25 protein-coding genes are annotated in these 24,335 nt (G+C 71.6%); 1 reads left to right on the forward strand and 24 read right to left on the reverse strand.

The features are described 5' to 3' along the window. Window positions 1-173: 173 nt before the first annotated feature. The 14 genes from ABD259_RS03675 to hisI form a co-directional block, all read right to left on the reverse strand. Window positions 174-1,103: a hypothetical protein gene (locus tag ABD259_RS03675; RefSeq protein ID WP_344160195.1), complete on the reverse strand. Its 930-nt coding sequence runs from the start codon at window positions 1,101-1,103 to the stop codon at window positions 174-176. A gap of 151 nt (window positions 1,104-1,254) precedes the next feature. Next, a complete protein-coding gene (locus ABD259_RS03680; RefSeq protein ID WP_344106227.1) occupies window positions 1,255-2,394 on the reverse strand; it encodes a hypothetical protein in 1,140 nt (379 codons plus the stop codon). 76 nt (window positions 2,395-2,470) lie between these two features. Then, window positions 2,471-3,481 (reverse strand): prolipoprotein diacylglyceryl transferase, encoded by a 1,011-nt coding sequence (gene lgt / locus ABD259_RS03685; protein ID WP_344106225.1) that lies wholly within the window; start codon window positions 3,479-3,481, stop codon window positions 2,471-2,473. 9 nt (window positions 3,482-3,490) lie between these two features. Then, window positions 3,491-4,540: a DsbA family protein gene (locus tag ABD259_RS03690; protein ID WP_344106223.1), complete on the reverse strand. Its 1,050-nt coding sequence runs from the start codon at window positions 4,538-4,540 to the stop codon at window positions 3,491-3,493. Between the two features lie 175 nt (window positions 4,541-4,715). Beyond that, the gene (locus ABD259_RS03695; protein ID WP_344106221.1) at window positions 4,716-5,276 is read right to left on the reverse strand and encodes a MauE/DoxX family redox-associated membrane protein; all 561 of its coding nucleotides are present in this window, start codon (window positions 5,274-5,276) and stop codon (window positions 4,716-4,718) included. A 259-nt stretch (window positions 5,277-5,535) separates the two neighbouring features. Continuing rightward, window positions 5,536-6,354, reverse strand: coding sequence for a tryptophan synthase subunit alpha (gene trpA, locus ABD259_RS03700; protein ID WP_344106219.1), 819 nt, complete (start codon window positions 6,352-6,354; stop codon window positions 5,536-5,538). Next, window positions 6,351-7,580: a tryptophan synthase subunit beta gene (trpB, locus tag ABD259_RS03705; RefSeq protein WP_344106217.1), complete on the reverse strand. Its 1,230-nt coding sequence runs from the start codon at window positions 7,578-7,580 to the stop codon at window positions 6,351-6,353. Before trpB ends, trpA begins: the two co-directional genes overlap by 4 nt. 230 nt (window positions 7,581-7,810) lie before the next feature. Continuing rightward, window positions 7,811-8,617, reverse strand: coding sequence for an indole-3-glycerol phosphate synthase TrpC (gene trpC, locus ABD259_RS03710; RefSeq protein WP_344106214.1), 807 nt, complete (start codon window positions 8,615-8,617; stop codon window positions 7,811-7,813). A gap of 209 nt (window positions 8,618-8,826) precedes the next feature. Next, on the reverse strand, window positions 8,827-9,261 hold the full coding sequence (locus ABD259_RS03715; protein WP_344106211.1) for a DUF2752 domain-containing protein: 435 nt from the start codon (window positions 9,259-9,261) through the stop codon (window positions 8,827-8,829). A gap of 35 nt (window positions 9,262-9,296) precedes the next feature. Beyond that, window positions 9,297-9,653: a CD225/dispanin family protein gene (locus ABD259_RS03720; protein ID WP_344106209.1), complete on the reverse strand. Its 357-nt coding sequence runs from the start codon at window positions 9,651-9,653 to the stop codon at window positions 9,297-9,299. Window positions 9,654-9,780: 127 nt separating this feature from the next. Then, entirely contained in the window at window positions 9,781-10,185 is a 405-nt protein-coding gene (locus ABD259_RS03725) for a CD225/dispanin family protein (RefSeq protein ID WP_344106207.1), read from the reverse strand. 231 nt (window positions 10,186-10,416) lie between these two features. After that, complete coding sequence (locus tag ABD259_RS03730; RefSeq protein WP_344106205.1) at window positions 10,417-10,755, reverse strand: HGxxPAAW family protein; 339 nt, start codon at window positions 10,753-10,755, stop codon at window positions 10,417-10,419. Further along, complete coding sequence (locus tag ABD259_RS03735) at window positions 10,756-11,511, reverse strand: Trp biosynthesis-associated membrane protein (RefSeq protein WP_344106203.1); 756 nt, start codon at window positions 11,509-11,511, stop codon at window positions 10,756-10,758. Further along, window positions 11,508-11,906, reverse strand: a complete 399-nt coding sequence (hisI, locus tag ABD259_RS03740; protein ID WP_344106201.1) for a phosphoribosyl-AMP cyclohydrolase — start codon at window positions 11,904-11,906, stop codon at window positions 11,508-11,510. The genes ABD259_RS03735 and hisI overlap by 4 nt, the downstream gene beginning before the upstream one ends. Window positions 11,907-12,124: 218 nt before the next feature. Here hisI and ABD259_RS03745 point away from each other — a divergent pair, with 218 nt between their 5' ends. Further along, window positions 12,125-13,111, forward strand: coding sequence for a sugar isomerase (locus tag ABD259_RS03745; protein WP_344160198.1), 987 nt, complete (start codon window positions 12,125-12,127; stop codon window positions 13,109-13,111). 55 nt (window positions 13,112-13,166) lie between these two features. On the opposite strand, the gene ABD259_RS03750 is transcribed toward ABD259_RS03745, so the two are convergent. The 10 genes from ABD259_RS03750 to hisD all read right to left on the reverse strand — a co-directional run bounded on the left by ABD259_RS03750 (window position 13,167) and on the right by hisD (window position 24,138). Then, on the reverse strand, window positions 13,167-15,011 hold the full coding sequence (locus tag ABD259_RS03750; RefSeq protein WP_344106196.1) for an ABC transporter ATP-binding protein: 1,845 nt from the start codon (window positions 15,009-15,011) through the stop codon (window positions 13,167-13,169). Continuing rightward, window positions 15,008-16,924: an ABC transporter ATP-binding protein gene (locus tag ABD259_RS03755; protein WP_344106194.1), complete on the reverse strand. Its 1,917-nt coding sequence runs from the start codon at window positions 16,922-16,924 to the stop codon at window positions 15,008-15,010. The genes ABD259_RS03750 and ABD259_RS03755 overlap by 4 nt, the downstream gene beginning before the upstream one ends. A gap of 258 nt (window positions 16,925-17,182) precedes the next feature. Next, window positions 17,183-17,641: a peptidoglycan-binding domain-containing protein gene (locus ABD259_RS03760; protein WP_344106192.1), complete on the reverse strand. Its 459-nt coding sequence runs from the start codon at window positions 17,639-17,641 to the stop codon at window positions 17,183-17,185. Window positions 17,642-18,556: 915 nt separating this feature from the next. Next, window positions 18,557-19,327, reverse strand: a complete 771-nt coding sequence (gene hisF / locus ABD259_RS03765) for an imidazole glycerol phosphate synthase subunit HisF (protein ID WP_344160201.1) — start codon at window positions 19,325-19,327, stop codon at window positions 18,557-18,559. Continuing rightward, window positions 19,324-20,055, reverse strand: a complete 732-nt coding sequence (gene priA / locus ABD259_RS03770) for a bifunctional 1-(5-phosphoribosyl)-5-((5-phosphoribosylamino)methylideneamino)imidazole-4-carboxamide isomerase/phosphoribosylanthranilate isomerase PriA (RefSeq protein ID WP_344160204.1) — start codon at window positions 20,053-20,055, stop codon at window positions 19,324-19,326. Before priA ends, hisF begins: the two co-directional genes overlap by 4 nt. A 106-nt stretch (window positions 20,056-20,161) precedes the next feature. Beyond that, window positions 20,162-20,797 (reverse strand): imidazole glycerol phosphate synthase subunit HisH, encoded by a 636-nt coding sequence (gene hisH, locus ABD259_RS03775; protein ID WP_344106185.1) that lies wholly within the window; start codon window positions 20,795-20,797, stop codon window positions 20,162-20,164. A gap of 42 nt (window positions 20,798-20,839) precedes the next feature. Next, complete coding sequence (locus tag ABD259_RS03780) at window positions 20,840-21,001, reverse strand: hypothetical protein (RefSeq protein WP_344106182.1); 162 nt, start codon at window positions 20,999-21,001, stop codon at window positions 20,840-20,842. Then, window positions 21,001-21,594 (reverse strand): imidazoleglycerol-phosphate dehydratase HisB, encoded by a 594-nt coding sequence (hisB, locus tag ABD259_RS03785; RefSeq protein ID WP_344106180.1) that lies wholly within the window; start codon window positions 21,592-21,594, stop codon window positions 21,001-21,003. Before hisB ends, ABD259_RS03780 begins: the two co-directional genes overlap by 1 nt. A 61-nt stretch (window positions 21,595-21,655) precedes the next feature. Further along, window positions 21,656-22,831, reverse strand: coding sequence for a histidinol-phosphate transaminase (locus ABD259_RS03790; RefSeq protein ID WP_344106178.1), 1,176 nt, complete (start codon window positions 22,829-22,831; stop codon window positions 21,656-21,658). Continuing rightward, entirely contained in the window at window positions 22,828-24,138 is a 1,311-nt protein-coding gene (hisD, locus tag ABD259_RS03795; RefSeq protein WP_344106176.1) for a histidinol dehydrogenase, read from the reverse strand. The genes ABD259_RS03790 and hisD overlap by 4 nt, the downstream gene beginning before the upstream one ends. Window positions 24,139-24,335: the final 197 nt, after the last annotated feature.

Below are 24,335 nucleotides of genomic sequence, written 5' to 3' on the forward strand. Positions count from 1 at the left end.
GTGCGCGCCCGCGATCACGGAATCCTGCGGTGGCCACCCCCACCAGGAGGAACACAGGGCCACCAAGATCGAACAGCTCCTCAGCGACATCGGCGCGTTATGACCCCTGAAAAACCCGAAACTCCAGGCGGCGAAATTCGGTCGATATCGCCGAGATCAACGGAGTGTTGCGGTTACCCGGCGGGCTGCCCGGCCCCAGTGCCCGCGCCGCTGGTGCCGCCCTGGTGTTCGGCGAACTCCTCCAGCTGGGTCATCCGGCGGAAGAGCAGGTCGCGGAAGGAGCTCAGGGCGATGAGCGGGGAGGAGAGGCTCTCCTTCTCCTCCGTGGACGTCGAGTCCTTGGGCTGGGCCCAGGTCACCAGCAGGTAGTGGCCGCTGACCGTGGCCTCCGCCTCGTTGTATCCGGCACCTAGAGCGGCCACGTCGCCGTCGTCGGCTCCGGTGACCAGGAAGCCGCCCGCCTCGGAGTCGGGATCGTCCGGGAGCTCCATGGCATCGGCCACGGCCTGGGAGCCGTCGGTGTCGGACAGGTTGAACAGGACGGCCAGCCCGACGTAGTCGTCGGAGACGTAGGCGCCGCGCGCGGCCTGGGTGCAGCCCGCGCCCTTCAGGGCCTTCTTCAGGTCGTCACCCCACACCATCTCCGAGCAGTCCTCGGTGAGCGCCTGGTCGGCGAGTTTGAAGGTGATGCCCTGGCTGGAGATCTCCTCGTCGCGGAAGACCTCGTGCTCGTTGAGGGGGCGGCTGTCCGTGTCCTGGGAGGCCAGCACATCGTTGAGGCTGTCGCCGGAACCGAGGACCGTGTAGGAGACCGGCCGGGCCTGCTCCGGCGCGGACGCGCCACCCGGCATGAACTGGATGACGAGGACCACGACCAGGGCGATCACGGCGATGCCCAGAGCTCCGAGGAGGAGGGGCAGGGCACGGCCGAAGGACTTCTTGGGCGCGGGCTCGGGGCGCTTGCGCCGCGAGCCCTTGGGGCGCGGGGACGGACCGGCGGTGTCTCCCCCCGCTACGCCTTCGGGGCTTCGCGGGTCGGCGACGAGGCCGGCGATGGCCTCGGCGTCGTCGTTTTTCCTCCGTCGGCCACGGCCTCCAGGCACGGACGATTCAGAAGAAGACACCAGAACCTCTCGGAAAGCTCACGGGAGAAGGGGTTCTCCCGGGTCGGTCGGGGGACGCGGGGCCGAGTCGCTGCCGGCCCCGCGACGGGTGCGCAAATCCTAGCCTGCCTGGGGGCAAGTACGAACGCGCTCACTCCTCCTGCTTCCTGGCGGCCCCGACCTCCTCGTAGACATACACGGCGGCGTCCATCGCGACCACGTTCAGTGTGGCCATGCTGTCGTCGTCCCCGGGGTCGGAGCCGTCGGCGCGGGCCACCCAGAACACCGCGAGGTAGTGGCCCATGACCTGGGCTGTCGCTTGACTGTAGCCCTCGTGCAGGCCCTTGATGTCGTCCTCAAGCGGCAGGATGAAGCCGGGCTTGGTGTTGGAGGGGTCGTTGATGTCGAGCTTCGTGGCGACCTTTCCGGCCGCTTCGGCGTCGGACAGGTCGAAGAGCGTGAACTGCGCCACGAACTTGTCGTCCTGGTCCTGGTATACGCCGCGCGCCGCCGCCCCGCAGGATCCGTCGACGAGCGCCTGCTGCAGCTCTTCGCCCCACACGACCGCCGTGCAGGTGTCGGTGACCTCGGAGTCGTCGAGGAGCAGCTCGTAGTTCTTCAGGCTGAGCTTCTCCGCTTCGGCGAAGACCTCTTTCTCCTTCAGTGGCTCGGCGTCCTTGGGGCGCTCGCTGATCGGGGCGAAGACGTCGGTGTTCTCGGTCTGGCCCTGGTAGAGGCGGGGCACGAGGGTGGAGTGGCCCTTGGGAGGCTCGACGATGGCGTTGGTGCCGTCACCGTAGCCGTCCATGGTTTCCCCCCTGACGAGCTGGACGAGGAGGACCCCCAGGAGGGAGACGAGCGCCGCACCGCACAGGGCGAGCAGGGTGCCCAGGACGATCGAGCCGCGCTTGCGCTGGCTCTGCTCGGCCAGGGTGTAGACGACCTGGTTGGGGCGGTCGCCCAGGACGCTGACCCGCCTCAGCGCGGAGGCGGAGAACTTGGAGACGGGGTCGGGCTTTCCGGCGCTGCGGCGGCCGCGTCCGGCCTTGGCGGCCTTCTTCGCGGCGGATCTGCGGCCGCGCCCCACCCCGGTGCGGCCGCGCCGGGACTGCTGGTCGTCGCCGTCGCCGGCGGTCTCGGCCGCCGGGTCGTATGCGTCATCGTCTGCGGCGGAGGCGTCGTCCACATCGATGGCACCGCCCTGGTCGCGGCCGTCCTGGACGTAGTCGTCCGGTGCGGCACGCCGCGACCGGCGGCGGCCCTTGCGGCCGGCGGAGTCGGATCTACTCACGTGTACGTACTCACCCGTTCGACGCGGCCCGCCGCCGCACGCCGCGTACGGCGTGCGGCGGCGGGCCTGGCGCGGTCTATGTGTCGCGTTGCGGCCCCGTGCCGTTGGCGGTTCCGGATGCGGCTTCGTCGTTCCCCGCGCTCGTCCCCGCGGTCTCCCCCGCGTCCGAACCGTCGCCGACCGCGGAGCTCCGCTCGCCCGAGGAGGCGGGGTCGGTGTCGAACACCTGGGTGCCGACGTCGTGCCCCACCGGGACGACGCGCGTCGAGAACCGGTCGAGCCGCCGTCCGGCCCACACGAAGTAGGCGAGGGCGCCGAGGAACACGAGGATCGAGGTCCAGTTGTTCAGACGGAGGCCCAGAATCTCGTTGGCGGGGTCGACGCGCAGGTACTCGATCCAGAACCGACCCACACAGTAGCCCATGATGTACAGCGCGAAGAGCCGCCCGCCGCCGAGCCTGCCGGCCATCCTCCGGCCGATCCAGGCGAGGAAGAGGGCCAGGGCGAGGTTCCACAGCGACTCGTAGAGGAAGGTGGGGTGGTAGGTGAACACCCCCGGCTCCATGCCCGGCCGCAGCACGCCGTTGGGGTACGGGGAGATCTCCAGCGCCCACGGCACGTTGGTGGGGGCGCCGAAGAGTTCCTGGTTGAAGTAGTTTCCCCAGCGCCCGAACGCCTGGCCCAGCGGGATGGTCGGGGCGATGGCGAAGGACAGCTTCGACATCGACAGGCCGCGGCGGCGGGCCACCCACCACACGCCCAGCGCACCCAGCGGGACGGCGCCCCAGATGCCGAGGCCGCCCTCCCAGATGTAGAGCGCCCGGACGGGTTCCCGGCCCGGGCCGAAGTACAGCTGGTAGTCGGAAATCACATGGTAGAGGCGACCGCCGACGAGCCCCAGGAGCACCGCCGGGACCGCCAGGTCCATGATGGTGCCCTTCTCGCCGCCCATGGCGGCCCACCGGCGCTCGCTCCAGAACACGGCGGCGATGACCCCGGCCAGGATGCACAAGGCGTAGAAGTGGATGGTCAGCGGCCCGATGGGAATGGAGTTCACCGTCGGGCTCGGGATGGCCGCGTAGTACATGGGGCGGTTCTATTCCTTGGCTTGCGGGGATTCGTCGGTCGTGGGGGCGTCGTCGGCCTCCGGCTCCGCGGACGCCGACGCCTCGGCCCCGGGTTCCGCACCCTCGTCGGAGGCGAGCGGCGTGGTGTCCACCTTGCCGGGGTCCGCGTTGAGGACGGCCTGCTTCAGCTGCTGCGGGTTGAACGCCTCATTGCCCATCTTGCTGCCGTTGATGTAGACCGACGGTGTGCCCTCGAACTTGTTGTCGCCGGTGAAACGAGTGTAGGCGGCGATGGTCGCGTCCAGCGTCTGCCTGACGTAGGTCCCGTCCAGGAAGGAGCTGTCCACGCCGTTGTCGTCGCCCCATTCCAGCAGGTCGCCCACGGTCATCGTGGACAGCTCGTTGGTGCCCAGCTCGTCCTGGGCCTTCTTCATCAGCTTCTTGGTGTAGTCGCCGGTGTAGGTGTCGACGACCTTGTTCTCGGCCTTGACCCGATCGCCGAAGGCGGGGTCGTCGATGCCGACCTTCTTGCCCCACGAGATCAGGTCGTCCACCGAGAAGCCGGGCTTGCCTTCGGCTGGCTGGTTCTCGAAGAGGACGTCGTTGTACTCGACGTACTTGCCGTAGTCGGCCGCCGCCCGGGCCGCCGCGGCCGCCCGCAGTGAGTTGCTGCTGACAGGGGCGGGCTGCTGGGAGAAGATGCTCACCGGACGGTAGTGCACGATCGCGTCGCCGTCGGCCGCCAGCTGCTGCAGCGTGCTGCCGACCGCGGTCTCGAACTGCTTGCAGGCCGGGCACTGGAAGTCGGCGTAGACGGAGACCACAGGTGCCTTGGCGCCGTCCTTCGCGAGCACGACGCTGCCGTCCTGCTGCAGGGTCTGCGGCGGGAGGTCGGCGGTCAGCTCGTCGCCGGTGTTGGAGGCGGTCAGGAACCAGTATCCGCCGCCCACGACCACGAGGACGACGACGAGCGCGGCGCCCACGACGCCGAGGATCCTGTTGCGTTTGGCTCGCTGCTGCGCCTTGAGGCGCTCCTGCTTGAGTCGTTCGCGGGACGCGCGTCGTTCCGCCTTGCCCATCAGCCGTTCACCGTTCTTCGCTGGGAATGTCGTTACCCGGTCCACCCGGGGGAATGTCGTTCCGGTTGTGTTCGTCCTCGGTTCCTGAGTGCGCCTCGCCGCGTTTCCGCCGGACCTTCCGGCGGGTCCGCCGCTCCGCCCCGGGCCGGGGTGTGCGGTGCGGCCCCGCTCGGGGTCAGCGGTACAGGCCGAAGAGCCGGTCGAGTGCGAGGGGGGAGCGCGGCCAGATCACGACGATACCGGCCAGCACCATGAAGCCGATATCGCGCAGGATGTCCAGGCCGTAGGCGGTCTCCCCCTCGGCGACCGGCCCCCCGCTGCCGAAGCAGCCGCAGTCGATGGCCAGCCCGCGCGCCCAGGCCGAGATGATGCCCACGATGAACACGAACATCAGAATCCCTGTCGCCGCGGCCACGTAGCGCGTGGCCAGGCCGATCAGCAGCAGCAGCGCCAGCGCGAACTCGACGAGCGGCAGCAGGTAGCCGATGAGTTCGGCAACGCCCGGAGAGAACAGCTGGTAGGCCTCGACCGCCTGGACCGACAGTGCCGGGGGCAGTTTGGTGTAGGCGGCGAAACCGAGAATGCCGGCCAGTGCGACGCGGCAGGCCAGTGTGACCCACGGTTGGGCGGTGGGCCAGTGGCGAGCGAGGCCGGAGCCGCGCGGCGCCGTGTCGAACGGCGGCTTTCCGTCCGTGCTGGTTTCCCGGTTGGAGGACTGCTGTGCTTCGGTGTCCACGAGGGCTTCCCTGGGGGGTGGATGACGGTTCATCTGCGCGTTTTCGCGGGCGACGCCCACGGCGTGCCCGAATGCCGAGACAGATCCTACTCGGCGTGACCGCGCGTGGGCAGCGGGTCGGAACCCGGTGTGTCCGGCGGCCGTGCTCCCGCACTCTAGCCACCGGGGACCGCACGCGCCCCCCGTCTTTCCGCAGGGCGTCGGCTTCACACCGGATTCTTACCCCGGTCCGCGCCCGCCCCGAGCCGGCGGCGGCGCGTCACCTGGCGGCGGACCGCACCCCCACGGCGAGGTCCTCGGCGAACGCGCGCACCGCGCTCAGCCCGGTCTCCAGGTCGGGCGCGTCGAGGACGCGCTGGCAGAACCCGGCACCGACGATCACCCCGTCGGCGAAGCTCGCCACCTCGGCCGCCTGGGCCCCGGACGAAATCCCCAGGCCGACGCAGACCGGCAGGTCTCCCCCGGCCTCGCGGGTCCGGGCCACCAGCTTCTCGGCGCCGCTGCTGAGGCGGGTGCGCGCGCCGGTGACACCCATGAGCGAGGCGGCGTAGACGAACCCGCGGCACGCGCCGGTGGTCAGCCGCAGCCGCTGCTCGCTGGAGGACTGCGCCACCAGGAAGATCCGGTCCAGCCCGGCCGCGTCGGTGGCGGCGAACCAGTCGTCGGCCTCCTCGGGCAGCAGGTCGGGCGTGATGACGCCGGAGCCGCCCGCGGCGGCCAGGTCGGCGGCGAACCGGCGCGGCCCGTAGCACTCGATGGGGTTCCAGTAGGACATCACCAGTGCGGCCGCACCCGTCTCGGCGGTGGCGGTGACCACGCGCAGCACATCGGCGGGTGTGGTCCCGGCCTCCAGCGCGCGCCCGGCGGCCTTCTGGATGGTGGGCCCGTCCATCATCGGGTCGGAGTAGGGCAGTCCGACCTCGATCACGTCGCAGCCCCCCTCGACCATGGCCTGGATGACCTCGATGGACGACTCCACGTCGGGGAACCCGGCGGGCAGGTAGCCGATGAGCGCGGCGCGCCCGGCGGCCTTGGCTTCGGCCAGTTTGGCCTGGAGGGTGGTCGGTGTCGCCGTCACGCCTGCTCCTTGTGCTCGTCGATGAGGCCGAAGTAGGCCGCGGCGGTGTCGACGTCCTTGTCACCCCGGCCGGACAGGTTGACCAGCACGATGGCGTCCGGCCCGAGCTCCGCGCCGATCTTGCGGGCACCGGCCAGCGCGTGGGCGCTCTCGATCGCCGGGATGATGCCCTCGGTCCGGCACAGCAGCCGGAAGGCCTCCATGGCCTCGGCGTCGGTGATGGGGGTGTAGGTGGCGCGACCGCTGTCGGCGAGCGCGGCGTGTTCCGGGCCGACCGCCGGGTAGTCGAGCCCTGCCGAGATGGAGTGGCTCGGGATGGTCTGGCCGTGCTCGTCCTGCATCACGTACGTGCGGGCGCCCTGGAAGACCCCCGGGGATCCGCCGGTGATGGAGGCGGCGTGCCGCCCGGTGTCCACGCCGTCGCCGCCCGCCTCGAAGCCGTAGAGGCGCACCTCGGAGTCGGGGATGAAAGCGGCGAAGATGCCGATCGCGTTGGAGCCGCCGCCGACGCACGCGGCCACGGCGTCGGGCAGGCGCCCGGCCAGCTCCAGCACCTGGGCGCGGGCCTCTTCACCGATGATGAAGTGCAGGTCGCGCACGAGCGTGGGGAAGGGGTGCGGCCCGGCGGCGGTACCGAAGAGGTAGTGGGTGCTCTCGACGTTGGCCACCCAGTCGCGGAACGCCTCGTTGACGGCGTCCTTGAGGGTGCGGCTGCCGATGGTGACGGGGATGACCTCGGCGCCGAGCAGCCGCATCCGGGCGACGTTGAGCGCCTGGCGGCGGGTGTCCTCCTCGCCCATGTAGATGACGCAGTCGAGGCCGAGCAGGGCGGAGGCTGTGGCGGTGGCGACGCCGTGCTGGCCCGCGCCGGTCTCGGCGATGATCCGCGTCTTTCCCATGCGCTTGGCGAGCAGGGCCTGGCCGAGCACGTTGTTGATCTTGTGCGACCCGGTGTGGTTGAGGTCCTCGCGCTTGAGGAGGACGCGGGCGCCCCCGCAGTGTTCGGCGAAGTTCACGGCGTCGGTGATCGGGCTGGGCCGCCCGGTGTAGCTGCTCAGCAGCTCGCGGAGGGTGGACTGGTACTCGGGGTCGACCTTGGCCTTGGCCCAGGCCGCCGCGACCTCGTCCAGAGCGGCGACGATCGCCTCAGGGCTGAACCGGCCTCCGAAGCGGCCGTAGTGCCCGCGTTCGTCGGGCGTCGCGGACGGTGCTGGCGGTGATGACATGGTGGCTCTCACGGGATCAGGGCGGTCGGCACGCCGACGTTCCGGCGCGTGCGTGCCGACCGATGGACGGATGTCGGTCCATGGACGACGGGAACCCGAGGTGAGGAGGGTGGCGGGCGCCGCCCTTCCGCTACGTCGGGCTCCCTAGCGCCATCGCCCGCGCGCGGCGGGCCACCGACCGGCGCGGAGCCGCTGTCGCTGGTGCACCGTCACCGCGGTCAACGTGATCATCAGTGCCGGTCCCGCAGTGCCGGGTGAGCGCCCGCGGTGACCAGGTCGGCGACGGCCTCGCGCGGGTTGCGGCCGCGCACCAGGCTCTCCCCCACGAGCACGGCGTCGGCCCCGGCGCCGGCGTAGGCCAGCAGGTCGTGCGGGCCGCGGACACCGGACTCGGCGATCCTGATGCGGTCGTCGGGGATGAGCGGCGCGAGGCGGGTGAAGGTGCCGCGGTCGACATCGAGCGTCGTGAGGTCGCGCGCGTTGACGCCGATGACGGTGGCTCCGGCGTCCAGGGCGCGCTGGACCTCGTCTTCGGTGTGCACCTCGACGAGCGGCGTCAGGCCGAGCGACTCGGCGCGCTCCACCAGGGAGACCAGGGCGTCCTGCTCCAGGGCGGCGACGATCAGCAGCACCGCGTCGGCCCCGTGGACCCGCGCCTCCCACAGCTGGTAGGAGCTGACGACGAAGTCCTTGCGCAGGAGGGGGGTCTCGACAGCGGAGCGCACCGCCGCGAGGTCGGCCAGGCTGCCGCCGAAGCGGCGCTGCTCGGTCAGCACGCTGATCAGGCACGCGCCCCCGGCGGCGTAGTCGCGGGCGAGCGAGGCGGGGTCGGCGATGGGAGCAAGCGGTCCCTTGGACGGGCTGGAGCGCTTGACCTCGGCGATGACCTGGACACCCGGGCTGCGGAGGGCCGCAACGACGTCCTTCGGCCAGGGCACGGCCCCCGCCATCTCCTTGAGACGCTCCAGGGGCGTGGCCGCCTGCCGTTCCGCGAGATCGGCGCGTACCCCGTCCAGGATCTCGTCGAGCACGCTCACGTGGGACTGCCCCCTCCAAATAGCCGGACGTCTTTCGGCCGGGCACGGCCGAATGTATCGAACACGCGAGGCCGGGCCGGTGTCCCGTTGCCCGCGCTGATACGCGAAAGGCACAGGATCTCATTTTCGGTCCGAGGCGGACCGGGGATCCTGTGCCTTCGATCGTAGCCGTGTTCCGGGTGAGGGCCGTCACCGCCCTCCCCTGTGTGTCACCCCGGCGCGAGGACCGCGGCGAACGGCAGGTTGCGCACCACCCAGAAGGCCAGGATGGCCCCGAGGAGCAGCCAGAGCCAGACGGGGTGAGCGGCCTTGACGGGGCCGGTCGGCGGGCGGAAGGAGTAGTAGACCCACTTGGCGTAGGAGTACGCCATGAACGGGAGCAGCGCGATGGTGAGGATGTTCATCCGCAGCGCGCCGAACAGGTCGAGGTTGGTGAGCGCGTTGACGGCGCGCATGGTGCCGCAACCGGGGCAGAACGTCCCGGTGAGCATCAGCCACGGGCAGGTCGGGTAGTGGCCGGGCTCGTGCGGGTCGATGAAGTGGACCATGATCGCCCCGGCGATGCCGACCGCGCCCAGGAGGAGGGGCGCGGTGGCGGGGTGCAGGCGGCGCTGGACCCGGGTGAGGAGCGGTGCCTCGCTCACGTCAACTCCTCGCGGTTCTTCGGGTGTCGGGGTCATCAGAGCTCTCCGGAGGCGGCCACCAACAAGAACGGGACCCCGAACAGCAGGACCACCAGAACCACGATCGCGATGATGGAGGCCAGTGTCCACTTCCTCGCCTGGTCCGCGGCCTCGTGGGCACCCGCGTAGTCGCCCCTGTTCCACCTGTCGTTGACCTGAGCAGCGAACACGATACCCACCACGCCGAACGGCAGGCAGCAGAAGGCCGTCGCCAGAATCGCCGGGACCAGCCAGTTGTCCGGGGGCGGGCCGCCCATCGGCATACCCGGGTCGTCGCCGGTCCCGCCGGGCGGGGGACCGTAACCACCACCGGGTGGAGGAGGATCGTCACCTGGTGGGGGACCGTAGCTCATGCTCGTCGCGCCTCTCGTAGAGATGGGGTGGTCAGCACTGGGCTCACCAGTAGAACGGCCCCGGTACGTCCTCGGCGGACGGACAGTACCGGCACCGGATCAGGGCCGGGGGCGCGGCCAGGGGTCTCTAGAACCCGCCCGTGTCGTACGTCCCGGGCGTGCTCGACGTCGCCTCAAGGGAGCCCAAGAAGGCGAAGGCGGAGAAGACGATGATGCTCCAGGCGATCCCCGCCCCCAGGGCGATCAGCGTCCACATCTTGGCCTTGCCGGCGGACTCCTGGGCGCCCGCGTAGTCGCCCACGTTCCACTTGCTGTTGACCTGCGAGGCGAACACGATGGCCGGGATGGCGGCCGGCCAGCAGCAGAAGAGGGTCAGGATGGCCGGAACCAGCCAGTTGGACGGCGGCAGGCCGCCGCCCATCGGCTGCTGCATCCCGGGGTAGCCGCCGGTGCCACCGGGCGGCGGGGGCGGCCCGTACCCGCCACCGGGCGGGGGCGGCGGAGGGGAACCAGGGGGAGGACCGTAACTCATACTTGGTGTGTCTTCCTGACGACGGAATAGAAAACCGCGTACTCCGCGGGCCGATGAAGAAGCGCACCAACAGGGGTCACGGCTGGGGACGGCGCCTCACGCACATCGCGGAAAAGGGGATCATGCCAGATCCTGCCGCTCGTAGCCGACACACATCGGCCGCGAAGCGGCACTAGCGTGGCCCATTTACCCACATGCGCGGGGAATCGTCCACTTCCCGATATGCCACCGTTACTTCGCGGCGGCGGCCGCGGGCTCCTTGTCGCCCTTAGTGCTGGTGGTCGTGGCCTTTGTGGCGGCAGCGCGTGCGGCCTCCCACTCCTCGCGGGTCTGCGGCACCGGGCGGGGCGCCCTGCGGCCCATACCCGCCTTCTTCATGATGCCGGCGATCACCGCGCAGACGACGCTGGCGACCAAACCGATGGTCGACCACAGGATGACCTTGCCGTCGGCGACGATGATGGCCACGCCGGAGATCGTCCAGACCACGATCCAGGAGAGGGTCAGGAACCAGGCGGCGAGGGTGTTGCCGTGGTCTTCGTGGGCTTCGTCGTGGTGTGCGTCGGCCATTCAGGTCTCCTTCGAATCTGCCGAGTCCGCATCGCGGTCGTGCCATGGCGCACCGGATGGCGCCGTGGCGCCCCTCCCGGGCGCGGCGCTGTCCGATGCGGGGTCCAATGTGGGGTCGGTGCCGCTGTCGAGCGACTTCCACAGCTCGGCGGGGTCACCGGCGCGGGCCGTGCTCGGGGCACTGTGGCGATCGTACCTGCTGCCCATGCCAGGCCAGGCAGCACCCCGGATCGCCGCTACCGCCCCGGCGGCCAGGAGCACCGCCGCCCCCGCCGCGGCCAGAACCGGCCACTGACCGGCCACGTCAAGGGTGCTGAGGTGGCCGTCGGCGGTGGTCTGCTCTCCGGCCGCACGGGCGAGCGCGCCAGGGCGTGTGCCGCGCCACAGGTCGTAGCCCGCGGCGGCGCCGAAGATCACGATGAGTACGCCGACAGCGCGGCGCGTCCACCCGCGCGTGGCCAGCAACGCCCCGAGCGCGGCGAGCGAGGCCCACCCCAGGGCGGAGGCCGCGGGCGCGATGTCGGTACCGGCGAGCTCAATGGGCACAGGGGCCGAGGGCCCGGGGATCGCCATGGCACCGGTGGCCCAGGTCTGCCCGGCGGACGCCAGCAGCGCGACCGCTCCGGCGACCGTGGCGGCCAGGCCGATGGCGAACTCCCGGCGCGCGGAACCCCTGGCGGGCGTGGTCGCCCCGGCCGCCGCGGGCCCCTCCGGCGCGCCGGTACTCGCCGGCCCGCTCTCCTGCGGCTCGCTCACGCACCCTCCTCCGCGACGGGAAGCGGGTCGGCGTCGAAGCAGGTGCGGTCACCCGTGTGGCAGGCGGCACCGGTCTGGTCGACCCTGACCAGCAGGGTGTCGCCGTCGCAGTCCAGGGAGACCGACACGACCCGCTGCACGCTCCCGGAGGTGCTTCCCTTCACCCAGTACTCCTGGCGGCTACGCGACCAGTAGGTGGCGGCGCGCGTGGTGAGGGTGCGGCGCAGGGCCTCGTCGTCCATCCAGGCGAGCATGAGCACCTCGCCGGTGTCGTACTGCTGGACGACGGCGGGCACCAGGCCGTCGGCGTTGCGCTTCAGCCGTGCGGCGATGGCGGGGTCCAGTTCCTGGCCCGGCGGGGGTGCGCTGCCGCTTTCCGGGGGACGCGTGCTCATGGGTCCCAGCCTATGGCCGTGTCGGGAGGGGTCGCCGCAGCCCCCCGCACAGCGGGGGTGTGTGCCGGGTGACAATGGCCATAGGGGCGCTCGCGCCAGGTCGGAGCCGGGCGCGGGGCGCACTAGGGTGCGATTGCTCGGCTACCGTGCGCCGAGTGCGGGACACACCCCCACGATGGACGGGCCGTGTCGTCGATGTTCGATGAGTCAGGAGTCATGTGACCGCCGAGTTGCTCTCCGCCGACCTGGCGGGCAAGCCAGCAGCGCTGACCGCGCTGGCCGACCGCCTGGCGCGCCGTGACCCCTATGCGGCGCTGCCCTCACTGCTGGACGACGAGCCGGCCGGCGTGCTCCTGCTGGGCACGGGCGGGGCCCGCTACGCGTGTGAGGCGGCGGCGGAGCGGATGCGTCGGGCCGGGATCGGGGCTGTGGCGGAGTACGCCTCCACGACGGCGTCGCTGCCGCCGGGACCGGACACGCTGGTGGTGGCGGTGTCGCTGGGCAGCGGACTGCGGGAGATGTGCACGGCGCTCGACCGCTATGTGGAGCGGTCGGCCATCATCGTGCTGTGCGACGACCCGGACTCCCCCGTGGCGCGCTACGCCGATGTCCTGGTCCCGCTGCTGTCCGGGCGGGATCGCAGTGGCCTGGCCTGCGGCGGGTACATGAACGCACTGGCGCTGCTGCTGCTCCTGGGGCACCAGCTGGGGGCGCCCGTGGTGGGGGCGACGGCGGATCTGGGCCAGACGCTGCGCCGCAGCGCCAACGCCATCTCCGACCTCGTGGAGCGGGCGCCGGGGTGGGTGCCCGAGGCGGCCAAGGCACTGGACTCCCCCGACAGCGTGCACTTCATCGCTCCCGCGGAGCGGCTGTGCTCAGCGCGGCAGGCGGCGCTGGCGGTACGGCAGGGCCCGGTGCTGGCCGCGCACGCCGCGGAGTCGGCCGAGTGGTCGCACACCGGCCGCCACCTCGCCGCGATCTCCGACTACCGGGCGGTGCTGTTCACCGGATCGCACTATGACGACCGCGTCGCCGAACACCTGCTCCAGCTGCGCGGCGCGTTCGTGGCCGTGGGCGGGGAGGTCGCGGGCGCGGAGGTGAACCTGCGCTACCTCGGCGACACCGACCCCGACGTGCGGCTGCTCACCGAGCCGGTGACCGGCGAGCTCCTCGCCGCCCACTGGTGGGCCGAGCGCGGCGTCTGACAGCGGGGTCCGGCGGCGCGCCGCCCGGCGCCGGGCCCGCCCGCTCTGGCTTTTCTCAGGCCGAACTGTGCACCCAGGAGGCGTGCAGGTCGGCGTAGATGCCGGGGGCGGCGACCAGGTCGGAGTGCGTCCCGCGCTGGACGAGGCGCCCGGCGTCGAAGACGAAGACCTCGTCGGCGGCCTCGGCGGTGGACAGGCGGTGGGCGATGGTGACCGATGTCCGGCCGTGGGTGAGGCGGTCCAGGGCGCGCTGGATGCGGACCTCGGTGTGCGGGTCGACCGCTGAGGTGGCCTCGTCCAGTACCAGCAGGTCGGGGTCGGCGATGTAGGCCCGGACCAGCGCCACGAGCTGGCGCTCCCCCGCCGACAGGGATTCGCCGCGCTGGCCGACGGGGGTGTCCAGGCCGTGCGCGAGCCCCGCGAGCCAGTCGGCGAGGCCGAGTTCGGCGATGGCGGCCTCCAGCTCGGCGTCGGTGGCTTCAGGGCGGGCGAAGCGGATGTTGTCGCCCAGCGAGCTGTCGAACAGGAAGCCCTCCTGGGGGACCATCACGACGCGGCTGCGCAGCGAGGAGAAGGCGACCTCGCGCAGGTCCACCCCGTCGAGCAGGACGCGCCCGCGCAGCGGGTCCATCAGCCGGGTGAGGAGCTTGACGAACGTGGTCTTGCCCGAGCCGGTCTCCCCCACCACGGCGACCCGGGTCCCCGGGCGGATCTCCACGTCGACGTCGTCGAGAACGGTCGGGCCGTCGGGGTAGGCGTAGCTCACGCGGTCGAAGCCGACGGACACCGGGCCGCGCGGCAGCTCCTTTCCGGCCTCGCCGGGGTCGGCGATGTCGGGGACGGTGTCGAGCACGCCGAGGACGCGGCGCCATCCGGCGATGGCGTTCTGCGCCTCGTTGAAGATCTCGGTGGCCATCATCATCGGCATGACGAACAGCGTCACCAGGAACAGGAACGCCACGAGCTCGCCCGGGGTGATGTCGCCGCCGATGCCGATGAGGACGCCGACCACGACCACGGCGGCGTTGCCGACGGCGGCGACGATCTCGGCGAACGGTGAGACGGCCATGGACAGCCGCTGCGCCTTGACCTGGGCGGTGCGGGTCGCCAGGACGGTCTCGTCGATGCGCCGCGCTGTGCGCTCCTCGGTGCCGTGCGCCCGGATGACCGCGGCGCCCATCACGGTCTCGCCGACGGCGCCGAGCATGTCTCCTGTGCGCTCGCGCACTTTCAGGTAGGCCTGGGACAGCAGCTTCTGCAGCCACCGGACGCCGAACAGCAGCGGCAGGAAGCAGACCCAGACCAGGAGGGTGAGTTTCCAGGAGTAGACCGCCATGAGTGTGGTGGCGATGAACAGCTGCCCGGTGCTGATGACCAGCAGGAGGCCGCCCCACTGCATGAAGGTGGAGATCTGGTCGACGTCGGCGGTGACCCGCGATACCAGCGCGCCCTTGCGCTCGCTGTTCTGGGTGAGCACGGACAGGTCGTGGACGTGGCGGAACGCCTTGCGGCGCAGCGTGGCCAGCCCGGACTCGGTGGCCCGGTACAGCCGCAGGTTCATCAGGTAGGAGCAGACCATGGTGGCCAGCAGCAGCACGGCGCACAGGCCGACCGTGGCGGCCACGAACGAAAGGTCGGGTTCTCCTCCGCCGGCACCGAGGCCGTTGTCGATGACCTGCTGGATCGCCATGGGGACGATGACCTTGCCCAGCGTGGCGACCACCGCGAACACCAGGGTCAGTCCGAGGCCGCGGGTGAACTCCGGGGACAGCTCCAGTCCGCGGCGTATGGTGCCCACGGCGGAGTCGGTCGAGCGGTGCAGGGCGGTGGCGTCCGCCCCGCCGTCAAGTGGCTGCGGGCCGGTGTCGCGCCGGGTGGGGGATTCGGCTGGGGCGCTCAACGCACGATCTCCTCGGACGTGTCGATGTTCTCGGCGCGGCCGGTGGCCCGCGCCTCTCGTTCCTCCGCGGCCCGCTCGTAGGCGGTCACCAGGCGCTGGTAGCCGGGTGAGCGCCGCAGCAGCTCGCTGTGCGTGCCGCGGTCGCGCACGGTGCCCTGTTCCAGGTAGATGACGTCGTCGGCAAGCTCGATGGTGGCCCGGCGGTAGGCGACCACGACGACGGTGGCGGCGAGGTCGGTGTCGCGCAGCCCGGCCAGGATCTGGGCCTCGACCTGCGGGTCGACGGCCGAGGTGGCGTCGTCGAGGATGAGCAGCCGGGGCCGGCGCACCACGGCGCGGGCCAGGGCCAGGCGCTGGCGCTGACCGCCCGACAGGCTTGTGCCGCGTTCGCCGAGGCGGGTGTCGAGCGCGTCGGGCAGCGCCGCGACGAAGGAGTCGGCGCGCGCCAGCCGCAGCGCGGCCCACACGTCCTCGTCGGGCACGCCGGCGCCGAGGGTGACGTTGTCGCGGACGGTGTCCTCGAAGACGAAGGTCGACTGCGGCACCAGCGCGGCGACGCGGGACAGCTCCCCCTTCTCCAGGTCGCGCACGTCGGTGCCGTCGTAGCGGACGGTGCCGGTGTCGGGATCGACGAGGCGCATGAGGAGGGTGGTCAGGGTGGACTTTCCGGAGCCGGTGGGGCCGACGAGCGCGACGGTGCGGCCGGGGGCGATGTCGAGCGCGACATCGTGCAGGACGGTGGAGCGCGGGGCCTCGGCCGTGTCCGGGATGTCGACGAGGTCGCGGCGGTCGCTCGTGCCGGGCGCGGTGTAGCTGTCCTCGTAGGAGAAGGAGAGGTCGGTGACGCTGACCCCGATGCCGCCGGTCCCGGCGAGCCGTGTGTCGCCGTGCTCCATGGTCCCCTCAGACGACAGCACGTGCTGGACGCGGTCCCAGCCGACGACGCTGCGCGGCAGGTCGCCCAGCAGCCAGCCGAAGGAGCGGATGGGCAGGGCGAGCAGGGTGAACAGGAAGGCGATCTGGACGAGGTCGCCGGGGGCGATCGCGCCGGTGGACAGCCGCCACATGCCCACCATCAGTACGGCGAGCACGCCGAGGTTGGGAAGGGTCTCCATGACCGGGTCAAACATCGAGCGCATGCGCCCGACCTGGATCTGGGCGTCGCGCAGGCGGTGGGCGGCGGCGGTGAACCGGTCGGTCTCGGTGTCTTCGCGGCCCAGGGTCTTGACGACCAGCGCGCCGTCGAAGGACTCGTGGGCGACCTCGCTGACCTGGGCGCGCAGCGCCTGGGCGCGCGTGGCCATGGGGGCGACGCGGCGCTGGAAGGCGACGTTGGCGGCGAAGAGGAGGGGGAAGACGACGAAGCCGACGAGGGCGAGGATGGGGTCGGTGACGAGCATGGCGACGGCCGCGATGAGCAGCAGGAAGAGGCTGCCGATCACCATGGGGAGCGGGGCCAGGGGCTGCCAGGCGGCCTCGACGTCGGCGTTGGCGTTGGACAGCAGCTGGCCGGTGGGGTGTCGGTGGTGCCAGGCCAGCGGGAGGCGCAGGTAGGTGCGGGCGACCTCGCGGCGGTAGCGGGCCTGCATGCGGAACTGCATGAGCCCGGCGAACAGCCGCCGCGCTGCCAGCCCGGTGGCCTTGAGCACGCCGACGCCGATGAGCAGGGCGGCCGCGGCGGCCAGTGCGGCGAAGGTGGTGCTGCCCTCGGCGAAGGCGGGGAGGATCGTGGCGTCGGTGATGTGGCCGAGGACGGACGCCGATCCGACCGTCACGGCCGCGTGCAGGGACGCTCCGGCGACGGCGATGGCGCAGACCCAGGGTTCGGTGCGCATGGCGACCCACAGCACGCGCATGCCGCGCCGGAACACCCCGGAGTCGGGCCTCGGCCCCGTCGTGTTTCCGTCGGACATGCGTAACCCCCGCTCGCTCGGCGACCCCGGAAAACAGCACATGCCATCCGGTGACAGGACGGCATGGGCGATGTCAACCTACTCCGCGTGGCGGCGCAGGGGACACCGATTTCTTCAGCATCGGCCGGGCCCGGGCTATTCCACCGTGAAATGTGGCAGGTCGCGGTGGGTTATACCCGAATACACGGGACGGGCCGGTCCGCCCGTAACCGGGTGGACCGGCCCCTCGCTATGGGGTGCGGTGGATGTCGGAGCTGCCTAGCGGATGATGACGAGGTGGGTGAAGGTCTGGATGCCGACGGCGCCGTCGACACGGATGAGCTGCGACTCCTGGAAGCTCCGCACGGCCTGCTCGGTCAACGGACCGAAGTCGCCGTCGACAGCCAGGTCGAAGCCGTGGCCCCTGGTGAGCGCGTACTGCACGGCGCGGACCGCGTCCGAGGAGTCCCCCCGCCTGACGGTGCCGAACACGCCCCGCATCTGCGTCCAGGTCGCGTCGTCCACCGCGCCGGTCTGTCGGAGGTAGTTGTCCTCCTGGAACGCGCGGACCGCGTCCTCGGTCATGGGGCCGAAGGTGTCATCGATCGGGCCGACGTTGTAGGCCAAGCCCCGGAGCAGATACTGGACGAAACCGACGCGCCAGTGCACGCGCCCACTGTCCAGCACGTCCCACCAGCTCTGCGACCGCGTCACCGGGCCGCGCAACTTTCCTGACATGTGAGAACCCCTCTTTTCTCACGTGCACGCTCACTGCGTGTGTACGGGAGGATGCGCGACTCGGAGCAGGGGTTTTCGAAAAACGGAAAATGTCACCATGGCGCTATGCATCGCCCACCGAACCCCAAAGGGGGCGTTGCCCGGGCGCCATCCCACCAGCGCCTTCTCCGCAGCGGTCACGGCGGACGCACCTATCCCGTCCGGCACCTGGGCGTACTTTGCGCCACAAAGACCGTGATCAACGCCCGGAGGCTGCGCGACAGCCCGTTCCCGCCCCGGGAAGCCATCCTTCGCCGATGATCGCGGCGATTCTTCTCGACTTTGACCGGTTTGCCCTTACAACCCCCGTGATCATGGCGGGATACGGGCAGGGACCCGGGTCTGCTGGGCGGCCTTGCCGGCGATCGGCTGATCCGGCGTTCTTGGGTGAAAAGCGGCACCGAGGCCGGTGGGGGCTGGGGCGCCGGTCGTCTCCGGGGTGGGGCTGGGCGGGGCTGCTGCGATGGCCCGCCCAGCTGGTCTTCCCCTGGGTGGAGGAAGCGGGAGCGGCAGCGACGAGGGCTTGGGGTGGGGCGCCGCCTGTCGGCTTCCTGGGCGGGCCATGCGGGCGGCCCGGATGTCGGGTTGCGGGCGTCCGTGCGCCGAGTATGCCCGGTTTGCCCCACGTTCCCCGCGATGATCATGGGATTTGTCCCGGTTCTGTCCGGTTTGCCGGGACCATCCCCATGATCATCGTCAGTGGGGGTCCGCACCCGCCGGAGGACCGGGTGCCCCCAGCCCCCACCGGCCTCGGTGCCGCTTTTCACCCAAGAACGCCGGATCAGCCGATCGCCGGCAAGGCCGCCCAGCAGACCCCGGGCACTTTCCCCACAATGCCGGTTGGGGCCCACGGTGTGGGCTTCCTCCCCAAAAGGGCTAGCGCACGGCGTGGCCGTGGGCGCGCAGCTCCGCCTTGACGTCGGCGATGGTGAACTCACCGAAGTGGAACACCGAGGCGGCCAGCACGGCGTCGGCTCCCGCGTCGATGGCCGGGGGGAAGTGCTCGACCTTGCCCGCACCCCCGCTGGCGATGAGCGGGATGTCGACGACCGCGCGCACCGCGCGGATCAGCTCCAGGTCGAATCCCGCCTTGGTGCCGTCGGCGTCCATCGAGTTCAGCAGGATCTCCCCCGCGCCCAACTCGGCGGCGCGGGCGCACCACTCCACCGCGTCGATGCCGGTGCCTTTGCGGCCGCCGTGGGTGGTGACCTCGAACCCGCTGGGGGTGGGGTCGCCGTCGGTGACGCGGCGGACGTCGGCGGACAGCACCAGGACCTGGCGGCCGAACCGCTCGGCGATGTCCCGGATGAGTTCGGGGCGCGCGATGGCGGCGGTGTTCACCCCGACCTTGTCGGCCCCGGCGCGCAGCAGGCGGTCGACGTCATCGGCGCTGCGCACGCCGCCGCCGACGGTCAGCGGGATGAACACCTGCTCGGCGGTGCGGCGCACCACGTCGTAGGTGGTCTCCCGTTCCCCGCTGGAGGCGGTGACGTCGAGGAAAGTGAGCTCGTCGGCGCCGTCGGTGTCGTAGCGCGCGGCCAGCTCCACCGGGTCGCCGGCGTCGCGCAGGTGGGCGAACTTGACCCCTTTGACGACCCGCCCGGCGTCGACGTCGAGGCAGGGGATGACGCGGATCGCCAGGCTCATCGGGCGCTCACCGCCGCCAGCGCCTCCTGGAGGGTGAACGCGCCCTCGTAGAGGGCCGTGCCCATGATGGCGCCCTCGACGCCCAGCGGGGTCAGCGTGGCGATGGCCCGCAGGTCGTCCAGGCTGGAGACCCCGCCGCTGGCCACCACGGGCTTGTTAGTGCGCTCGCACACTGTGCGCAGCAGGTCCAGGTTGGGGCCCTTGAGGGTGCCGTCCTTGTTGACGTCGGTCACCACGTAGCGGGCGCAGCCCTCTGACTCCAGCCGCTCCAGGGTGGCGAACAGGTCGCCGCCGTCGCGGGTCCAGCCGCGGGCGGCCAGCGTGGTGCCGCGCACGTCGAGGCCGATGGCGATCTGGTCGCCGTGCTCGGCGATGCTCTTGGCGCACCACTCGGGGTTCTCCAGCGCGGCGGTGCCGATGTTGACGCGCGTGCAGCCGGTGGCGAGCGCCGCGACCAGCGACTCGTCGTCGCGGATGCCCCCCGACAGCTCCACCTTGACATCGAGGCGGCCGACGATGTCGGTCAGCAGCTCCCGGTTGTGGCCGCGTCCGAAGGCGGCGTCCAGGTCGACCAGGTGGATCCATTCGGCGCCGGCGTTCTGCCAGGCCATGGCGGCCTGCAACGGGTCGCCGTACTGGCCGCCGGAGCCGGCCTTCCCCTGGACGAGCTGGACGGCCTGGCCGTCGGTGACGTCCACGGCGGGCAGGAGTTCGAGGGTGGAGGACATGGGTGTCAGGCGACCTTCACTTCCGACGGGTTGGGGTCGAATCAAGCATGCCAGACGGGGGTCGTGACGTGCGTGGGTGCCGCCGCTGCGCGGCGCGGGCCGCGGCTCACAGCGTGGCGGCCCAGTTGGCCAGCACCTTGGCACCGGCGTCCCCGGACTTCTCCGGGTGGAACTGGGTGGCGCACAGCGGGCCGTTCTCAACCGCGGCGACGAACGGGGTGCCGTGGGTCGACCAGGTCACCTTGGGCGGGGTGATGTGCGAGCTGGTGGGCTCCAGCTTCCAGTCGAGCACGCCGTAGGAGTGCACGAAGTAGAAGCGCTCCTCGGGGCCGATGCCCGCGAACAGCCGCGACCCCTCGGGGATGTCGAGGGTGTTCCAGCCCATGTGCGGGACGATCGGGGCACGCAGGCGCTCGACGGTGCCGGGCCACTCGGCGCACCCCGCACTCGCCACGCCGTGTTCGACGCCCTCCTCGAAGAGGACCTGCATGCCCACGCAGATGCCGAGGACGGGGCGTCCCCCGGCGAGTCTTCGGCCGATGACGCGGTCGCCCTGGGCGGCGCGCAGCCCCTCCATGCAGGCGCCGAACGCGCCTACGCCGGGGACGACGAGGCCGTCGGCGTCCAGGGCGGCCTGCGGGTCACCGGTGACGGTGACGTCGGCGCCGGTGCGTTCCATGGCCCGCTGCGCCGAGCGCAGGTTGCCCGATCCGTAGTCGAAGATGACGACGCGAGGCTGCACGGGGAATCGTGCCTTTCCAGTTGCCGGCGGTGCCGGGATCCTTCAGCCGAAGTAGCCCAGCCGCAGCACGCCGGATGCCACGGCCAGGACGGTGCACAGGCCAAGGAGGGCGGTCAGGGCTTTGTTCGTCTTCCAGGTGGCGATGGCGCCACCGAGGAGCAGTCCGCCCAGCGCGATGAGCAGGACGGCCCACACGTCCTGCATTACAGGGCGCCCTTGGTGGAGGGCACGCCGGACACGCGGGGGTCGCGCTCGCAGGCGAAGCGCAGGGCGCGCGCGAAGGCCTTGAACTGGCACTCGACGATGTGGTGGGCGTTGCGGCCGTAGGGCACGTGGATGTGCAGGGCGACGCGGGCCTGGGCGACGAAGGACTCGAAGATGTGCCGGGTCATCGTGGTGTCGTAGTCGCGCCCGATGACCGGGGCCATCGGCTCCGGCTCGGTGTGCACGAGGTAGGGGCGGCCCGACACGTCCACCGTGACCTCGGCGAGCGCCTCGTCGAGCGGCACCTTGGCGTCGGCGAACCGGCGGATCCCGGCCTTGTCGCCCAGCGCCTCCTTGAACGCCGCGCCGAGCGCGAGCGCGGTGTCCTCCATGGTGTGGTGGGAGTCGATGTGCAGGTCGCCCTCGGTGTGCACGGTCAGGTCGAACAGGCCGTGCTTGGCGAGCTGGTCGAGCATGTGGTCGTAGAAGCCGACGCCGGTGGAGATGTCGGCGACCCCGGTGCCGTCGAGGTCGATCTCGACCACGACCTTGGTCTCCTTGGTGGTGCGTTCGACGCGGCCGATGCGGCTCATAGGACTCGGACTCTCCTGGTCTGGTGGCGGGGGGGACGGTGGTCGGGCGCGCTCGGGCTCCCTAGGCTCCGGGGCTCCCCGGCGCCCCGGGCTCGCCGTGCTTCTCTCGGGCGGCGGGCGGGTCGGCCGTCACCCGGAGCAACGCGTCGCGGAACGCCGACATTTCCTCCGGTGTGCCGACGGTGACGCGCAGCCACCCGGCCGGGCCGACCTCGCGGATGAGTACGCCGTGGTCGAGCAGACCTCGCCAGACGGCCGCGCGGTCGGCGAACTCGCCGAACATCACGAAGTTGGCGTCGGAGTCGGCCACGGTGAACCCGTGGTCCCGCAGCCACGCGACCAGGGCGTCGCGCTCCTCGCGCAGCTGCTTGACCGCGCCGAGGAGTTCGTCGGAGAACTCCAGCGCGGTGAGCGCGACGATCTGGCTGACGGCCGAGAGATGGTACGGCAGGCGGACCAGCTGCAGGGCGTCGACCACGGCCGGGTTCGCGGCGAGGTAGCCCAGCCGCGCCCCGGCCATGGCGAACGCCTTGGACATGGTCCGGGAGACGATCAGCCGGGGGTGGTCGGGCAGCAGCGACAGCGCGCTGGGGGTGCCCTCGCGGCGGAACTCGGCGTAGGCCTCGTCCACCACGACCATGCCCGGCGCGACGGCGGCGATCTCCCGGATCACCTCCAGCGGCAGCGCCGTGCCGGTGGGGTTGTTGGGCGAGGTCAGAAAGACGATGTCGGGCCGGTGGCGGGCGATCGCGTCCTTGGCGGCGTCGAGGTCGATGGTGAAGTCGGCGGTGCGCGGCACGCCGACCCACGCGGTGCCGGTGACCTCGGTGATGATCGGGTGCATCGAGTAGGACGGCTCGAAGCCCATGGCGGTGCGCCCGGCGCCACCGAAGACCTGCAGGAGCTGCTGCAGCACCTCGTTGGAACCGTTGGCCGCCCACACCTCGCGGACGTCGAGGTCGTGGTCGAGGTAGGCGGCCAGGGCGGCCCGCAGCCGGGTGGCGTCGCGGTCGGGGTAGCGGTTCAGCCCGCGGGCGACGTCGGCGACACCGCGGGCCAGCGCCGCGGCGAGCTCCTCGGAGGGGGCGTAGGGGTTCTCGTTGGTGTTGAGCGCGTAGGGCACCTCAAGCTGCGGCGCGCCGTAGGGGGCCTTGCCGCGCAGGTCGTCGCGGACCGGCAGGTCCTCCAGGCGGAACCCCGCGGCGGTCCCTTCGACGGCTTCCTCGCGCCGGATCACCGCGCCGCCCCTTCGGTCCGGCCCACGCGGGCGCTGACGGCCTCGCCGTGGGCGGGCAGGTCCTCGGCCTCGGCCAGCGCGACGACGCTCGGGGCGATCTCGGCCAGCGCGGCACGGTCGTACTCCACGACGTGGATACCGCGCAGGAAGGTCTGTACGCTCAGGCCCGAGGAGTGGTGGGCGCTGCCGCCCGTGGGCAGCACGTGGTTGGATCCGGCGCAGTAGTCGCCGAGGGAGACGGGGGCGAAGTCGCCGACGAACACGGCGCCGGCGTTGCGCACGCGGGCCGCGACGGCGCTCGCGTCGGCCGTCATGATCTCCAGGTGCTCGGCGGCGTAGGCGTCGACGGCGGCGATCCCCTGGTCGAGGTCGTCGACGAGGACGATGCCCGACTGGCGGCCCCCGAGGGCCTCGGCGACGCGCTCGCTGTGCTTGGTGGCGGGGACGCGCTCGGCCAGCTCGGCCTCGACCTTGTCCGCGAGTTCGGTGGACGGGGTGACCAGCACTGACGCCGCGATGACGTCGTGCTCGGCCTGGCTGATGAGGTCGGCCGCGACATAGCCGGGGTCGGCGGTGTCGTCGGCGATGATGGCGATCTCGGTGGGGCCGGCCTCGGCGTCGATGCCGATGACGCCCTTGAGCAGGCGCTTGGCGGCGGCCACCCAGATGTTGCCCGGGCCGGTGACCATGTCGGCGCGCGCGCACTCGCCCGCGCCGTAGGCGAACATGGCGACGGCCTGGGCGCCGCCGACCGCGTAGACCTCGTCGATGCCGAGCAGGGCGCAGGCGGCCAGGACCGTGGGGTGCGGCAGGCCGCCGAAGTCGGCCTGGGGCGGGGAGGCGACGGCGAGCGAGCCGACGCCGGCCTCCTGGGCGGGCACCGCGTTCATCACGACGCTGGAGGGGTAGACGGCGCGGCCGCCGGGGACGTAGAGGCCGACGCGTCCGACGGGCACCCACCGCTCGGTGACGGTGCCGCCGGGGACGACCTGCGTGACGCTGTCGGTGCGGCGCTGGTCGGCGTGGACCTTGCGGGCGCGCTGGATGGAGTGCTCCAAGCCCGTGCGTACGGCCGGGTCGAGCTCCGCGAGAGCCGAATCGATGGCTGCCGGGGGGACGCGGATGTCATCGAGGCGGACGCCGTCGAAGCGCTCGGTGAGCTCGATCAGCGCCTCGACGCCCCGATGGCGGACGTCGTCGCAGATCGGGCGGACCTTCGCGGTCGCGGCCTCGATGTCGAGCTCGGCGCGTGGCAGCAGGTCACGCGGGTCGCCAGGGGTTCCTCGGAGATCGATTCGGGAGATCACCCCTTCATTCTAGGGGTCGGGCGCCTCACCTGCTCCGACGGGCGCCCCGCGTCGCACCGGCTACGCCGGTGGGCGGGGGCCGCGCACGGGCGCGGGGGCCCGGTCGCGTCCGCTGCCCCCGCCCGCGTCCCGTCGGCCCCGTTTTAGGGAAGCCTCACCATAAATACCACGAATGAGTCTTACCTAACTTTGGAACA

The organism is Nocardiopsis rhodophaea (assembly GCF_039530945.1).
GTDB classification, from domain to species: Bacteria; Actinomycetota; Actinomycetes; order Streptosporangiales; family Streptosporangiaceae; genus Nocardiopsis_C; species Nocardiopsis_C rhodophaea.